The organism is Phocaeicola sp. RTP21359st1_B8_RTP21360_211022 (assembly GCF_040911965.1).
In the GTDB taxonomy this organism is placed as follows: domain Bacteria; phylum Bacteroidota; class Bacteroidia; order Bacteroidales; family Bacteroidaceae; genus Phocaeicola; species Phocaeicola vulgatus.
The window spans coordinates 43,411-60,235 of the sequence record NZ_JBDFXP010000015.1; the positions used below are offsets into that span (position 1 = coordinate 43,411).

Below are 16,825 nucleotides of genomic sequence, written 5' to 3' on the forward strand. Positions count from 1 at the left end.
ATCCTTACCACTTACAACCCTACCTAATTTTGCATCGTTCGAGAACAGAGATAACAGCCAGTGCGCAGGGCTGATTGTTAAACGACTAAATAGATTGAACGATGAAAAATCTTCAAGAATTATTATCAAAACCCGTCTGGCAGATGACAGGTGAAGAGTTCATATTCCTAAGTAAGCACGCTTCCCGTCAAACGGAAACGCAGCCACAGCCCATTACAGACACAGAAAGAAAATATGTGTACGGAATACTGGGCATAGCCAAACTGTTCGGGTGCAGCCTACCCACCGCCAACCGTATCAAGAAAAGCGGAAAGATTGACAAGGCAATCACTCAGATAGGACGTAAGATTATCGTGGATGTTGAGCTTGCCCTTGAACTGGCTGGAAAGAAAACAGGAGGACGGAAATAACGGGAGGCATGGCTATGGACTATATGAAAGAGACTAAGGAAATATCGGCTGAAGAAGCCATAATCCTTTGGCAAGCCTCACGTTTGAGCCTGTCGAAAAGTTATGAGAAAGCACCTGAAATCCTTAAAGTACATGATTCTGTCATTGGGACATTGGGTAATTTCAGCGCATCCATCGGCAAAGCCAAAAGTAAAAAAACGTTCAATGTATCGGCTATCGTAGCCGCTGCATTGAAGAACGGCACAGTGCTGCGGTATGTGGCTGAACTGCCTGAAGATAAGCGGAAAGTGCTTTATGTTGATACAGAGCAAAGCCCTTACCATTGTCTGAAAGTCATGACGCGCATTTTGCGAATGGCTGGTTTGCCAGATGATAGGGACAATGAGAATCTTGAATTTCTTGCCTTAAGAAAATACACGCCTGAGCAGCGTATCAGGATTGTGGAACAGGCTATTTACAATACACCCGAAATCGGTCTTGTAATTATAGACGGCATACGGGATATGGTGTATGACATCAACAGCCCCAGTGAATCAACACGCATCATATCCAAGCTGATGCAGTGGACGGACGACAGGCAGATACATATCCATACGATACTGCATCAGAACAAAGGGGATGAGAACGCAAGAGGGCACATTGGTACGGAGTTGAACAACAAGGCGGAAACCGTATTGCAGGTAGAAAAGGACAAGGGCAACGGTGACATCAGCCATGTTTCAGCCATTCACATCCGGGCAATGGACTTTGAGCCTTTCGCATTCCGTATCAACGACAAAGCCCTTCCCGAACTCATTGAGGGATACAAACCTGAAACAAAGAAGCCGGGAAGACCCGAAGAAGAGAAGTTCGACCCTTACAGGCATATCACCGAGCAGCAGCACCGTATCGCATTGGAAGCCGTTTTCGGGCTGAAAGAGGAATACGGCTACAAGGAACTGGAAGATGCCTTAATCAAGACCTATATGTCAGTGGGTGTAAAGTTGAACCATAAAAAGGCGGTATCGCTCATCACCATGCTCCGCAACAAACGGATGATAGTGCAGGAGACAGGCAGAAAATACACATTCATGCCTGACTTCCACTATTAGCCCATTTCCCTGCAATCACTTCACTTTATTCTCGGGGTGTATATATTAGGAATATAGTGAAGTGCTTGGGGAATGGGACTAAATCACTTCACTTTATTACCGTATCCTATATATACGAGAATTTAGTGAAGTGATTATAGACCGTACTTCCTAAAAAGGTACGGGCAAAAAGAAAAATAAACCAATTCACCAACTACTAAAACAATCATTTTATGGATATACAGACAGCCAAGCAAATCAGAATAGCGGATTATCTGCATAGTTTAGGATATTCTCCCGTCAAGCAACAAGGTGTCAATCTGTGGTATAAATCACCGTTAAGGGAAGAAGCCGAAGCCTCGTTCAAGGTAAATACCGAACGTGAACAATGGTATGACTTCGGTTTGGGTAAAGGTGGTGGTATCATAGAACTGGCTGCACACCTGTACGCTACCGACCATGTACCTTACATCTTGAAACGGATAGCAGAGCAGACACCGCACGTGCGCCCGGTATCTTTCTCTTTTGGAAAGCAAAACTCTTCCGAGCCGAGCTTCCAACAGTTGGAGATTGTTCCGCTGTCATCTACTGCCCTGCTTGCCTACTTACAAGGTAGAGGAATTAACATAAAACTGGCGAAAAGAGAATGTAGTGAAGCACGTTTCACTCACAACGGCAAGCGGTACTTTGCCATCGCCTTTCCCAATGGTTCGTGTGGATATGAAATCCGCAACCGCTATTTCAAGGGCTGCATCGCCCCAAAGGAAATCTCCCACATCAGGCAGTCGGGAAAAGCGAGGAATACCTGTTATGTGTTCGAGGGATTTATGGACTACCTCTCCTTTTTGACATTGAGACAAGAGAGCTGCCCAAATTATCCGGAATTGGACGGGCAGGACTACATTGTATTGAACTCCGTATCGAATGTAAACAAGGCTCTCTATCCGTTGGGCAATTACGAACGCATCCACTGCTTTTTCGACAACGACCATGCAGGACTGGAAGCACTCCGGCAAATCCGCATGGAATACGGCAGAGAGCGGTACATCCGGGACGCTTCGCAGATTTACAGAGGATGCAAGGACTTGAACGAATACTTACAGAAACAGATTGAAAGAAAAAGGCAGCTCCAGTCCGCCAAAGGGGTGCGCAGCCAATCACCGGAAAAGAAGAACGGCTTCCAGTTATAGCCCACTATAACTACACGCTTCGCTTTCGTAGTTGTGGGCTCTCCCGAGGGGATTAGGGCTTTGCCCTAATGACCCACTCAGGGCGTTTCACCCCTGAGAACCCCGAGCAAAGAGTGACCCTCTCTTTGCAATCTCCGCTTATGGGTTACCCCTAAGAACCCCTCTGCGAAAGCGAGCAAAGTAAATCAATTGTAAACAAAGGAAAGAAGCTATGGCAACAAAATCAAGCATACATATCAAGCCTTGCAACATCGCATCGAGCGAGGCACACAACCGAAGGACTGCCGAGTATATGCGTAATATCGGGGAGTCCAGAATCTATGTCATTCCCGAACTTTCCACCGATAACGAACAGTGGATAAATCCCGACTTCGGCACTCCCGAACTGCGAACTCATTATGACAATATCAAGCAAATGGTCAAGGAAAAGACCGAACGTGCCATGCAGGAAAAGGAAAGGGAACGCAAGGGAAAGAATGGAAAGATTATCAAGGTGGCGGGATGCTCACCCATCCGTGAAGGAGTATTGCTTATCAGACCGGACACCACACTGGCTGATGTACGCAAATTCGGTGAAGAGTGCCAAAGACGCTGGGGCATCACTCCGCTACAGATTTTCCTGCATAAAGACGAAGGGCATTGGCTGAACGGTCAGCCGGAAGCAGAAGACAAGGAGAGCTTCCAAGTCGGTAACAGATGGTTCAAACCAAATTATCATGCTCATGTCGTATTCGACTGGATGAACCATGAAACTGGAAAGAGCCGAAAGCTCAATGACGAGGATATGGCAACCATGCAGACCCTTGCTTCCGATATTCTCCTGATGGAACGTGGACAGGCAAAAGCTGTCACAGGTAAAGAGCATCTGGAACGAAATGATTTCATCATTGAGAAGCAGAAAGCCGAACTGCAACGTATAGAGGAAACCAAGCGACACAAGGAACAACAAGTAAGCCTTGCCGAACAGGAACTCAAACAGGTAAAAGCAGAGATACGCACGGACAAACTAAAGAAAACAGCCACCAATGCTGCTACCGCCATAGCAAGCGGTGTAGGTTCTCTTTTCGGAAGCGGTAAGCTGAAAGAACTGGAACATCACATCGAGCAGCTACATCAGGAAATTACCAAACGGGACAAAGCTACTGATGAATTAAAAATTCAGATACAACAAATACAGGAACAGCATAGCAGACAAATTCGTAATCTTCAAAGAATACATAATCAAGAACTTGAAGCCAAAGACAAGGAAATATCACGATTGAGCACCTTGCTTGAAAAAGCCCACAAATGGTTTCCCATGTTCAAAGAGATGTTGAGAATGGAAAAATTATGCGCTGTTATCGGGTTTACCAAAGACATGATAGAAAACCTCTTGACAAAGAAAGAATCCATACAATGTAGTGGCAAAATTTATTCCGAAGAACACAGGTGGAAATTTGACATCAAGAATGATATTTTTAGGGTTGAGAAACATCCGATGGATAGTGGTAAGCTTATGCTGACCATAAACCGACAACCCATAGTACAATGGTTTAAGGAACAATGGGAAAAGTTACAGCAGAATCTACGTAACTCGGTGCAGAGAGAGCAAAAATCCAGAGGATTTAGAATATAGAATAGCCTATTATTAATAAAATCAAGTATCTATGCATCCAAACAGATTGTTTTTATTACAGAATCAAAATCCTAAGAATTTATAAAAAATGAAGCCTAAAGAAGTTTTGGAAAAATGGATAGATTGCTTTAACAAAGCAGATGCTTATCATATAGCAGAGCTGTATGCTACTAATGCAGTAAATCATCAAGTCGCAAACGAACCAATAATAGGTAAAGAATCAATCTACAAAATGTTTGTGAATGAATTTGCCACTGCTAAAATGGTTTGTATGGTGGAAAATATTTTTGAAGATGGCGAATGGGCTATCATGGAATGGAAAGACTCTCTTGGACTTCGTGGATGCGGATTTTTTCATGTAAAAGATAACAAAATCGTCTTTCAAAGAGGGTATTGGGATAAACTTTCATTCTTGAAGCAACACAATCTTCCAATTGAATAAGTACTATCAGAATACGGACTGGGAAATTGAAATACCCAGTCCGAGTTATATAATGAATTTTACTTGTTAAACTATTTAAAGTCAGTTGGATAACAAACCATACCTTTCACATTCTCAGTAGCTCCAGGTATTAATTCAGCCACCATGCAATATTCATGAGAGACTTCGAAAGGAAATTCAATTCCTAAATCGATAGCCTTGCGATAGCCAAATCGAGGATAATACTCTTTATGCCCCAATACGACTGCTGTGCCGTAACCCAAAAGTGCTGCCCTCTGATGGGCTTACTGAATCAACATCCCCCCCCAATTCCCTTACGCTGGAATTCCGGCAAGACTGCCAATGGAGCTACACTCAGGGATGTGACAGACTGGGTGTCACTGTCTATCTTTACTTCTGTAAGTAAGATATACCAGACAATTTGTTTTTCTGTCATTTTCTTGTTCTTATCTAATTGTTAGGCTCATTGTTGTTATACATTGTTTAATTATAGATAAATCGTGAATATCCTTCTCTCTTAAATCGTAGCCCGAATGGAATACTTGTTGCCCTTTTGCAGAAATGCAAGGGATGCTTCTGCCTTCAAAGACTGCTGTTCCAAAATAGTCCGGTTGAAATTCATACCAGCCTCCATCCAAGTCGGCTTGTTTGGAAGTGCCGTCCGCATTCAAGACAAAAGGATGGATATCAATATAGCCTAATTCTTTGCTATACAGTTCCACACGGGTGGGCAACCAATTTGTTTCAATTTGATATCCTCTCTCCTGCAAAAGATCAAGGAGTTGGTCTGTATAATTGGCATCAAAATCAATGTCAATATCTCTATGCAAGCGGGTTTGCTGTCCGTACAAGACATCCACTCCCCAGCCTCCATCCAACCAAAACTGCATGTCCAGGCTTTCCAACAAGTCCAAAACTTGAAATAACTCTGTAATCGTAGTGTGTTCTTTCTTTGTCATATAATAATTCTTTAATAAATAATACTATGCGTAATTATCCAACTGCTTGATTGAAGAAATAAAATTTGCACCCACTCCAATCAGAAAGATAACCCATCCGCTGATCATAAAGACGGATGTGATACCCCATGCTTCCACCCAATATCCTGAAGCTACGATACCCAGCATTGATGGAAAGGTACTCAAACTAAAGATGAGAGAAAAAGTCCGTCCAAGCATGTCCGAAGCCAAGTTCTGCTGAATAATAGCGATGAAAAGCGCATGGTAAATGGAATAGGCTATGCCTCCTGTAAATGTTAGGCAAACAAAACCTATAAATGCGCTTGATGGTAAATAACTGGCGCTAATCAGATACAATCCCAATATCACATAAGCCGTATGCATCACTAATGTTTGCTTGCTTTTCAAAGCCTTACAGGCAAGTACTAAACCGCCCAACAATGCCCCTGAGCCCCAACCCATTTCCACAACTCCCATTTGCAAAATGTTTCCGTTGAAATGCAGAAGCGTCATAAAAGGAAATAACGTAAAAACAGGCATAAGGACAAAAGTCACCAGCGTAAAGCATACGAATAAAGGCAAAATGCCCATTGTACGCCGCAAGGTATGCCAACATTCCGTCAGTTCTTTTTTGAAATCTGGAAGAACTTTCGTTTTTTGAAGAGAAGGAATCTGGACACAAAGTAAGGTCAGACAAGCAGCAACAGCTCCGATCACATCTATGAGCAGAATATACTGTATGGGAAGCCAAACAACGAGGCTTGCCCCTACAACGGGAGCTATCACCTCACTGAAGGATTGAATGGAATGGTACAAACCTGATACCCTGACAAGATGGTGCTTGGGAACCAGTAGAGGGATGCTTGCCTGTAAAGCAGGTGCATGAAACGTACTGCCTATTGAACGACAAGCAGTCAATAGATAAAAAAAAGAAAGGTCTTTATAACCCTTGGTTATCACAATAAAAAGACATAGGGTACAGAACGCGATGAACAAGTCCGAATAAAACATCGTTTTCTTTCGATTCCATCTGTCAACATAGACCCCGGTAAACAAGCCTAATACAAATTGTGGTAAAAATCCAGCTAAAATAGCCAGAGATAAAGCTGTCGGGGATTTAAATTCGTTGCTAATCCAAAAAATAATGGAGAAGCCAACAATCGTACTTGTTAAAATAGATATGAGTTGGCCTATTCCTATCACGGCCAAAGTTGATTTCCAATGATTCATTGTGCTAATATTTCATGCGTTTATAGATAAGTACTTTCGTACATTAAGCAAAACGAAATTCTATCCACACAAAAAACTTGTATTATAATCCACTCCTGACGTTGGAATACAATAACAAATACTTTCAGGACGATGTAAAGTCCTGAAAAATCAAAGTGAATGGATAGATAAATATTAGTCTTTTCTCATCGGATTCTTTTAATATCGCTACTCTTTTATTATGTAGTGGTTGTATTATCTTAAATAAAACAAAAACACCAGACTTTACATTCTTGGGTGTAAAACTGGGTGTTTGTTTTGCAATCTGCTGATTTTCAGCGTTTGTTGCGGAGAGACAGGGATTCGAACCCCGGGTACCTCGCAGTACAACGGTTTTCAAGACCGCCGCAATCGACCACTCTGCCACCTCTCCAAGACTTCTTTTTTCAAAAGTACTTTCCGTTGAAATCGCTGCAAAGGTACGACTTTATTTTAAATAAGCAAATAGTTTACCAGTTTTTTTGCTATAAAATTTTCAAATCGTATTTTTGCATACGAATAATAAACGAAAGAAATAAATCATGATATACCCTCAGAATTTCGAACAGAAAATAGGTTTCGATTCCATCCGTCATTTACTAAAAGAGAAATGTCTCAGCACATTAGGTCAAGAAAGAGTAGATGAAATGAACTTCTCAGAATCCTTTAAGGATATTAATGAATGGCTGGAACAGGTGATGGAATTCATGCGCATCATACAAGAGGAAGACAGTTTTCCCGACCAATATTTTTTTGATGTACGACCATCACTAAAACGTATCCGCGTAGAAGGTATGTATTTGGATGAGCAAGAACTGTTTGATTTACGCCGTTCTTTAGAAACAATTCGTGATATCATCCATTTTCTGACACTGACCCCGAATGACGAAGAACAAGAAAACTCCCCCTACCCTGCCCTACAAAAACTGGCAGGAGATATTATCGTGTTTCCTCAACTCATCACGCGTATTAACAACATCTTAGACAAATTCGGAAAAATCAAAGACAATGCTTCTTCCGAATTATTACGCATCCGCAGAGAGTTGGCCTCGACAGCCGGAAGCATATCACGCAGTTTGAATGCAATTCTACGCAACGCTCAAGCAGAAGGTTATGTTGATAAAGATGTAACTCCTACCATGCGTGACGGAAGACTCGTCATCCCTGTCGCACCGGGATTAAAACGGAAAATCAAGGGAATTGTACACGATGAATCATCCACCGGCAAAACAGTTTTCATAGAACCGGCCGAAGTAGTGGAAGCAAACAATAGAATACGGGAATTGGAAGGAGAAGAACGCCGGGAAATCATCCGTATCCTGACAGATTTCTCTATCATAATCCGCCCACAGGTCCCCGCCATCCTCCAGTCATACGAATTTTTGGCAGAAATTGATTTCATCCGTGCCAAAGCCCATTTTTCCATTCAGACGAACGCCACCAAACCATCATTGGAAGACAAACAGATTTTGGACTGGACCATGGCCATACACCCACTATTGCAACTCTCGCTGGCCAAGCATAATAAAAAGGTTGTTCCTCTAGATATAGAACTAACTAAAAATCAACGCATTCTAATTATATCCGGACCGAATGCCGGAGGTAAATCCGTTTGTCTGAAGACTGTGGGATTACTACAATATATGTTACAATGTGGTATGCCGGTTCCGATGCATGAACGTAGCCATGCCGGATTATTCGGCAGTATCTTTATAGACATAGGTGACGAACAAAGTATCGAAGACGATCTGAGTACCTACTCCTCACACCTTACCAACATGAAAACAATGATGAAAAGCTGTAACGAACGCAGCCTTATCCTCATTGATGAATTCGGCGGAGGTACAGAACCACAAATTGGAGGAGCCATAGCTGAAGCTGTGTTGAAACGTTTCAATGAAAAGGGCACATTCGGCGTTATCACCACTCATTATCAAAATTTGAAACATTTTGCCGAAGATCACGAAGGAGTGGTTAATGGTGCCATGTTATATGACAGGCATTTAATGCAAGCTTTATTCCAATTACAAATAGGAAATCCGGGAAGTTCATTTGCAGTAGAAATAGCTAGGAAAATAGGTTTACCGGAAGAAGTAATAGCCGACGCATCCGAAATTGTAGGGAGTGAATATATCAATGCTGATAAATATCTACAAGATATCGTACGTGACAAACGTTATTGGGAAACCAAGCGTCAGAACATCCGCAAACGAGAAAAACAGATGGAAGAAACCATCGCCAAATACGAAGAAGAACTACAGGAACTGGAGAAAAGTCGTAAAGAGATTTTGCGAAAGGCCAAAGAAGATGCGGAAAGATTGATACAGGAATCAAATGCCCGAATTGAAAATACCATCCGTATCATCAAGGAAGCACAAGCCGACAAAGAACGTACACAATCGGCACGTCAGGAACTGACTGATTTTAAAAATCAGATAGAAGATATCGAGAAAAAGAACAAGGAAGATGAAATCATCCGGAAAATGGAAAAACTCCGTGAAAAACAAGAGCGGAAAAAAAACAAAAAGGATAAAGCCAAGACGGAATCTTCCCAACTGTCAATACCCAAAGAACAGCCTATCACTGTAAGTAGCACTGTAAAGATCAAAGGTCAATCCAGTGTCGGAGAAGTACTAGGAATTAATGGCAAAAATGCAATAGTTATGTTCGGAATGATAAAAACCAATGTAAAACTGGATAAGCTGGAACGTAGCACACCAATACAGCCCACCCAGAAAACAATGGTAAAAAGTACCTTCGTCAGCAGTGAAACACAAGATCGGGTATATGAAAAGAAACTAAATTTCAAACAAGATATTGATGTACGCGGTATGCGTGGCGATGAAGCGATACAGGCAGTAACTTATTTTATCGATGATGCCATACTATTGGGAATAGACCGTGTACGTATCCTTCACGGAACAGGTACAGGCATACTGCGCACCCTGATTCGCAGCTATTTGGGAAGTGTTCCAGGAGTAGCACACTATCAAGACGAACACGTACAATTTGGTGGGGCAGGTATTACTGTAGTAGACTTAAAATAATATTTTAATAGAATAAGAGGCTGTTTTTAATTAATTTTCTCTATATTCGCACTAAAATTAGAGAAAATTAAAAGCAAAGGTGGCAGCGGGAACTTCTCATACAACTATAAGTATTAAGCTTAATGAGCAAGGGTTTCATGATATTTTCAATAAATATTATGTAACTCTATGCTTATTTGCCAATCAATATACAGAAAACCAAGAAACTTCAGCAGATATTGTACAAGATTCATTTGCCAAACTATGGCAAATAAGAGAAGATTTTTTTTATCTGCATCAGGTAAAAGCATTTTTATATACAGCTGTACGCAATAAAGCACTCAATGAACTGGAGCATTCAAAAGTAGTATATGAATACGCTCAAAATGTCATCGAAAAGAAAAAGGATTCCTTTTTTCACGATGCAATCGTTGAAGAGGAAACTTATCGTATCGTTTCTGAAGCCATAAATAAATTACCTGACCAAATGAAAGCCATTATGCAACTATCTCTGGAAGGGAAAAAAAACGCAGAAATAGCAGACAGACTAAACATATCTACAGAAACAGTCCATACATTAAAGAAAATAGCCTACAAGAAACTCAGAGAGAACTTGAAAGACTACTATTACTTCCTCTTGTTCTTTATATAAAAAGACATTAATTTGTTTTTTTTCAAAAAAAGTCGTTTTATTATTCACCCAAATTTCAAACAGACCTGTTTTATTATAAAAGAGATAAAAAACAGGTCAAAATATGATAAAACAAGATTTCTATATAGCCAACCTCATAGCAAGGTATCTGTCGGAAGAAATAACCCCGGAAGAAACAATAAAACTAACTGCTTGGAGAGAAGAATCTACAGCGCACGAGATTTTATTCAAGAAAATTTGTGATGAAGAAAACCAAAAGCAACATTTCCGGAAAAATACGGCATTCAATCCTTCATCCGGATGGAAAGAAGTGGAAAAGCGAATCAAAAGAAATAATAACAGAAGCAGATATATCAAAATAGTAAGTTATGCCGCAATCATTCTGTTACCTGTCCTTTTTGTAAGTATTTCCATGAAATTCACCTCGCCCGTTTCTCTTTCGGACAAACAGTTCATCGCACAATCCATTCTACCTGGGGAATCCCAAGCTATTCTGACATTGGAGGACGGCCAGACAATCCATATAAATAAAGAAACAGAGAGTCTGCTTGAGAAAATAGACGGAGCCCGAGTCCACATGGACTCTACAATGCTGAATTACCAAGTAACATCAAAAACAGTCCCAAAAAACAAGCCTGTATATAATAAAGTGGAAACTCCACGAGGTGGAGAATATGCTCTATTGTTAAGTGATGGAACAAAAGTGCATCTGAACGCAATGACCAGTCTCCGCTTTCCTGTGACATTTGATAACGGTCCACGCAAAGTGGAACTGGAAGGCGAGGCCTATTTTGAAGTCTGCAAAACAGGGCAACCATTTATAGTATGCACTCAAGGCATGCAAGTAGAAGTGTTGGGAACCACATTCAACATCTCTGCTTATCCACAGGAAGAGTATCAGACAACTTTGGTAAACGGTTCTGTCAAAGTAAATACAGAAACTGGAGAAAGCTGTATTTTAAAGCCTTCCCAGCAAGCTACCATCAGCCTCGGAAACAGCAGCATACAGATACGCATGGTAGATGCCGGATTTTATACCTCATGGATAAAAGGAAAAATTCATTTCAAAGACCAGCGATTGGAAGATATCATGAAAATACTATCACGCTGGTATGACATGGAAGTAATTTTTGCCAATGAGAAAATAAAAGACCTACGCTTCGGATGCAATGTAGATCGGTATTCGGAAATCACTCCATTTGTACGTTTGTTGGAAGAGACTCAAAAAGTACACGTAAAAGTCAATAACAAAACAATCACATTCTATAACTAATAAAAATGATGTATTATGGACAAAAAACACAACTACACCAATCACGGTAAAAGTAGTAAACGTTTGTGGATTACGTTCCTATTTTTCTGTATCATTACCACAGGTTTTATGCAGGCTGCCAACAAAGTGTTTGCACAAGCCACTGTCACAGCCTCATTCAAGAATGCCACGTTGAGTGAAATTCTTTGGGAAATCCAAAGACAAACCGACTTTACTTTTGTATACAGCACCAATGATGTAAAACAAATAAAAGTCCAAAACCTAAATGTAAATAACGAAAAAATAGCCAATGTGCTTGATAAATGTCTTATGAATAGCGGTTTGACCTATTCAGTTCACAACGGCGTTATTGCTATCAAGCAAATTGAAGAAAAAGAGTCTGCTGTTCCTCAACAGAAAACAACATTAACCGGTACAGTACTGGATGAGACGGGAGAACCTATTATTGGAGCGAATATCTTAGTCAAAGGTACTACGAATGGAACTACTACAGATTTGGACGGGCACTTCTCATTAGATGTAGACCGTATACCTGCCACTTTGATAATCTCCTATATAGGTTATGGCAAGCAGGAAATAAAAGCCACTGCCGGAAAGATACTGAAAGTAGTCATGGCTCCTGATAATAATGTTATGGAAGAAGTGGTTGTTACCGGTTATGGTACTTTCAAGAAATCGGCATACGCAGGTTCTGCTTCTACTGTGAAGACAGGAGAATTAAAAGATTTACCCGTAGTTTCATTCTCCAGTTTGCTAGAAGGTAATGCTCCCGGAGTACAAGTCACTTCCAGTTCAGGTCAGCCTGGTGCCTCCACTTCTATCCGTATTCGTGGTATGGGTTCTTTCAATGCAAGCAATTCTCCACTATACGTAATCGATGGTGTTCCCGTCCAATCCGGTTCTGTTGCTGCTACCAGCTCCGACTCCGGATTTGACATAATGTCTACATTAAACAACTCGGATATTGAAAATATTACAGTAATAAAAGATGCTGCAGCAGCCTCCCTTTATGGTTCACGTGCTGCAAATGGAGTTATTTTAATCTCCACCAAGAAAGGAAAAAGCGGAAAAGCACAAATTTCATTAAAAGCAGACTGGGGTAGCAATGATTTCGCAATGGATTATCGCCCAGTTATGGGGGGAGAAGAACGACGTGAATATATTTACAATGGATTGATATTATATCAACAACGTAAACTAGCTGATAAAAATCCTAATATATCAGAGGAAGAGCTAATGTCACAAAGTAAAACTTATGCAGATGGGCAAATCGATAAATATGCTCCAATTCCATGGTGTGGTTTCACAGACTGGAATAAAGAGCTTTTCCAAAAGGGACATCATTCTACCTATGAAGCATCACTAGCCGGTGGCAGCGATAAATTTAAATATTACTCTTCTTTATCATATATGAAGCAGAACGGTATTGTACAAGGTTCCGGTTTGGAACGTGTAACAGGGCGTTTGAACGCAGATTTCAGTGCAACAGACAAATTGACTGTAGGCGCCAAGATACTTTTCTCAAATGTAAATCAGAGTGTTTATGACGAAGGATTCACTTATACATCTCCTTTCTATTCCTCACGTAATTGGGCTACTCCTTCAGATCCGGTCTACAATGAAGATGGCAGTTGGAATCGTAAATTTATTCGTAAAGCCAATGACCGCAACCCCAAATTATCAGCTGAATACGATTATAAACATGAAAAAATGCTACGCGCATTCAATACGCTTTATGCCGAATACGAAATCATAAAAAATCTGAAATTCAAAACAACATTCAGTTATGATTACACTACTGTAAAAGGTGAGAAATGGTATGACCCACGTACTTCCAACGGTGAAGATGAAAATGGAGAAGTAGTAAAACGCATAAGAGAATATAAAAAAATGGTATGGAGTAACACCTTAAGCTATTTAACTACTTTCAACAACATTCATCATTTGGACTTTCTTGCCGGATATGAAATTGATGATACCTACAATGACTATTTATCAGGGGAAGCTTACAATTTTACAACTCCCGACAAACATGCCATTAGTAATGGAATGAAAACAGTATCTGTAGGGGGAAGTGATTCAAGGTACAGACTGGTATCCTATTTAAGCCGTTTGAATTACGATTACAAAAATAAATATTATCTAGGAGCTAGTTTTCGTGTTGATGGCAGTTCACGTTTGCACCGTAACAATCGTTGGGGAACATTTTGGTCTGTATCCGGAGCATGGCGTACTATTGAAGAAGAATTTATGCAACCTGTAAAAGATTGGTTGACAGACTTGCGTATAAGAGCATCATACGGTGTAAACGGTACTCTTCCTTCTGATTATTTCGGCTATATGGGATTAAGCTCCATTAGTGGTGGTTACTTGGAGCAACCCGGTATTCAAATGTCCCAAATTGCAAATCCTAATCTGAAATGGGAAACCAATTATAATATGAATATTGGCTTGGATTTTGGTTTTTGGGATCGTCTGAACTTCACGATTGAATATTATACCCGTACAACTAAAAACTTATTAATGGACTGTCCTGTATCCATGACAACAGGATTTAGTAGTTATTTAATGAATATAGGTGAAGTGAAAAATAAAGGTATTGAATTAACTATTAATTCCACTAATATTAAAATAAAAGACTTTAACTGGAATACAACTTTCAATTTAGGTCATAACTCCAATAAAGTTGTAAAATTAGATGGCGAACAGACACAAATTGTCAGTGGAACCCAAATACACAAAGTAGGAAGTTCTTATCGTACATTCTATGTACAAGAATTTGCGGGCATCAATCCTGAAACAGGAAATCCTCTATTCTATACCAATGAATTGGATGAGAACGGAAATTATATAAAAGAAATTACCGAGAACTCTAAAAATGCACAATTCATTCCTTATAAACATGCAGAACCAACTGTTAACGGAGGTATCTCTAATTCATTGCGTTATAAATGGCTTGATTTAAATTTCTTATTCTCCTATCAATTCGGAGGATATTCTTATGATACTTGGGCACAAAAGACAGAACATGGCGGTTACGATTCCTATGCAAACATTCCGACTTATTATCGTGATAGCTGGAAAAAGCCAGGTGATCAAACCAATATAGAAGTATATATGCCGGGTAAATCATCTTCTGTATCAATGCATAAAATAACAAGTAGCCGCCGTATCCACAGTACTGATTATTTCCGCTTAAAAAATATCACATTCGGCATTACGTTACCTAAAGAATGGACAAATAAAATCAATATAGGAAATGTTCGTTTTTATGCATCAGCAAGCAATTTATGGACATGGGCGGCCTATGACAATTATGATCCTGAAGCTGTTAGTGCCGGTAGTGCAACTCAAACCACACCGCCTTTAAAAACCGTTACTTTTGGTCTCAACATCAATTTTTAACCACTAAAAAACAACAATATGAGAACATTACATAATTTTTTATCAATAGTCTTATCCATCGGATTGTTTACTTCATGTGGAAACGATTGGTTGGATTTAGAACCGTCCACACAAATTCCAACAGAAACGAGTATCAAATCTCTCTCCGACATTGATTATTCACTAAACGCCATTTATGCGACAATGCGTAATGCCTATGCGTATTCCGGGCGTTTAATCTACTACGGAGATGTAACAGGAGATGACATGCAAGCTGTACAATCAACTTGTAGAACAGCTCACTATTACCAAATGGATTGGTTACCTGCAAATGGACCAAGTACACACTGGTCATATCTTTATTCCATCATTCAAAACTGTAATGTAATTTTAGACGGCATTGACAATATCGAAATTCTTCCAAACGATGAAGATGAGCATATCTTCCGCAATGATTTGGAAGGACAAGCATTAGCAATACGTGGTCTGGCCCTTTTTGACCTTACGCGCTTCTTCGGATATACTTATTTAAAAGATAACGGAGCCTCTTTAGGAGTACCTATCATCACTTCAGCATCAGCCACTGCCGACAGTAAGCCTTCACGTAACACTGTAGCTGAATGTTATGATCAAATAATCAAAGACTTAAAGAATGCGGCTAGTTTAATGATACCCACATATTCATGGTCAGGTACTAGTTTGAATCAAAAAGATTTATCCTTAAATAAGAAAGGTAAAATCAGTAAATGGGCCACATTAACTTTGTTAAGTCGGGCATATCTGTATATGGGGAAGAACAGTGAAGCTTTACAAGCTGCAGAAGAAGCAATAAAAGGATCGGAAGCCAATAAATACCAATTATGGAATACCGAAGAATATCCCACTGTATGGGGTACGGAAGCCTCCGAAGCAAATCCGGGAGAAATTCTCTTCGAAATAGTCAATACTACTACCGAAAGCCCCGGCAATGAAAGTATGGGATATCTAACTTCTCCAAAAGGATATCAAGATATGTGCATTACAGTCAGTTTTTATCACCATCTGTTAGAAACGCCTAATGATGTACGCATTAAGTTATTAGTTAATCAAGACAAAAAAGTAATGTATTTGAATAAGTATCAACCACAACCTGGAGAAAATATTATGGATGCCAATATTCCTATAGTACGTCTTTCCGAAACTTACTTAAATGCAGCCGAAGCAGCCGTGAAAAACGGAGATGCAACAAAAGCTGCAAAATACCTGAAAGCCATTGCACTCCGAGGAAATCCGGACTATACGATGCCCGCAAAGGTTACCCTTGATGATGTTCTAGAAGAACGCAGGAAAGAACTCATTGGTGAAGGGCACCGCATGTTTGACTTATTACGTAATAACTTACGAGTAACTCGTATTAACGAAACAGACGATATGATGAAAGAGGTAGTGCATTTCGCTGACGAAAAAACATCTATGGATTTCGACAGAAACTATTATCGTACAATATTACCTATTCCTCAAAAAGAAATTAATGCTAATTCTAATATTGTACAAACACCAGAATATCTGAAATAATA

The 16,825-nt window shown here is 40.0% G+C and carries 13 protein-coding genes and 1 tRNA gene; 10 read left to right on the forward strand and 4 right to left on the reverse strand.

The window, feature by feature from the left end; genetic code table 11:
• Window positions 1-101: 101 nt before the first annotated feature.
• The 5 genes from AB5062_RS09755 to AB5062_RS09775 all read left to right on the forward strand — a co-directional run bounded on the left by AB5062_RS09755 (window position 102) and on the right by AB5062_RS09775 (window position 4,727).
• Complete coding sequence (locus tag AB5062_RS09755; protein WP_004308776.1) at window positions 102-410, forward strand: DUF3853 family protein; 309 nt, start codon at window positions 102-104, stop codon at window positions 408-410.
• A gap of 14 nt (window positions 411-424) precedes the next feature.
• On the forward strand, window positions 425-1,501 hold the full coding sequence (locus AB5062_RS09760) for an AAA family ATPase (RefSeq protein WP_008766855.1): 1,077 nt from the start codon (window positions 425-427) through the stop codon (window positions 1,499-1,501).
• A 212-nt stretch (window positions 1,502-1,713) separates the two neighbouring features.
• Entirely contained in the window at window positions 1,714-2,670 is a 957-nt protein-coding gene (locus AB5062_RS09765; protein WP_004308778.1) for a toprim domain-containing protein, read from the forward strand.
• 211 nt (window positions 2,671-2,881) lie between these two features.
• Window positions 2,882-4,285, forward strand: coding sequence for a hypothetical protein (locus AB5062_RS09770; protein WP_005924248.1), 1,404 nt, complete (start codon window positions 2,882-2,884; stop codon window positions 4,283-4,285).
• A gap of 88 nt (window positions 4,286-4,373) precedes the next feature.
• Entirely contained in the window at window positions 4,374-4,727 is a 354-nt protein-coding gene (locus tag AB5062_RS09775) for a nuclear transport factor 2 family protein (protein ID WP_004308780.1), read from the forward strand.
• Between the two features lie 292 nt (window positions 4,728-5,019).
• Here the strand turns inward: AB5062_RS09775 and AB5062_RS09780 are convergent, their stop codons facing one another.
• The 4 genes from AB5062_RS09780 to AB5062_RS09795 form a co-directional block, all read right to left on the reverse strand.
• Entirely contained in the window at window positions 5,020-5,163 is a 144-nt protein-coding gene (locus AB5062_RS09780; protein WP_004308782.1) for a hypothetical protein, read from the reverse strand.
• A 10-nt stretch (window positions 5,164-5,173) separates the two neighbouring features.
• Window positions 5,174-5,686, reverse strand: a complete 513-nt coding sequence (gene lnu(AN2) / locus AB5062_RS09785; RefSeq protein WP_004308783.1) for a lincosamide nucleotidyltransferase Lnu(AN2) — start codon at window positions 5,684-5,686, stop codon at window positions 5,174-5,176.
• Window positions 5,687-5,710: 24 nt separating this feature from the next.
• Complete coding sequence (mef(En2), locus tag AB5062_RS09790) at window positions 5,711-6,916, reverse strand: macrolide efflux MFS transporter Mef(En2) (protein WP_005924254.1); 1,206 nt, start codon at window positions 6,914-6,916, stop codon at window positions 5,711-5,713.
• Between the two features lie 327 nt (window positions 6,917-7,243).
• Window positions 7,244-7,328, reverse strand: a tRNA-Ser gene (locus AB5062_RS09795).
• Window positions 7,329-7,476: 148 nt separating this feature from the next.
• Here AB5062_RS09795 and AB5062_RS09800 point away from each other — a divergent pair.
• The 5 genes from AB5062_RS09800 (at window position 7,477) to AB5062_RS09820 (ending at window position 16,823) form a co-directional block, all read left to right on the forward strand.
• Window positions 7,477-9,981 carry an endonuclease MutS2 gene (locus AB5062_RS09800; RefSeq protein WP_057280878.1) on the forward strand — a complete coding sequence of 835 codons (2,505 nt, stop codon included), beginning with the start codon at window positions 7,477-7,479 and terminating at the stop codon, window positions 9,979-9,981.
• Between the two features lie 79 nt (window positions 9,982-10,060).
• Complete coding sequence (locus AB5062_RS09805; RefSeq protein ID WP_005841792.1) at window positions 10,061-10,612, forward strand: RNA polymerase sigma-70 factor; 552 nt, start codon at window positions 10,061-10,063, stop codon at window positions 10,610-10,612.
• 103 nt (window positions 10,613-10,715) lie between these two features.
• Window positions 10,716-11,885, forward strand: coding sequence for a FecR family protein (locus AB5062_RS09810; protein WP_032945111.1), 1,170 nt, complete (start codon window positions 10,716-10,718; stop codon window positions 11,883-11,885).
• A 15-nt stretch (window positions 11,886-11,900) separates the two neighbouring features.
• Window positions 11,901-15,290 (forward strand): TonB-dependent receptor, encoded by a 3,390-nt coding sequence (locus AB5062_RS09815; RefSeq protein ID WP_032952483.1) that lies wholly within the window; start codon window positions 11,901-11,903, stop codon window positions 15,288-15,290.
• An 18-nt stretch (window positions 15,291-15,308) separates the two neighbouring features.
• Window positions 15,309-16,823: a RagB/SusD family nutrient uptake outer membrane protein gene (locus AB5062_RS09820; RefSeq protein WP_032936501.1), complete on the forward strand. Its 1,515-nt coding sequence runs from the start codon at window positions 15,309-15,311 to the stop codon at window positions 16,821-16,823.
• The last annotated feature ends 2 nt before the right edge of the window (window positions 16,824-16,825 follow it).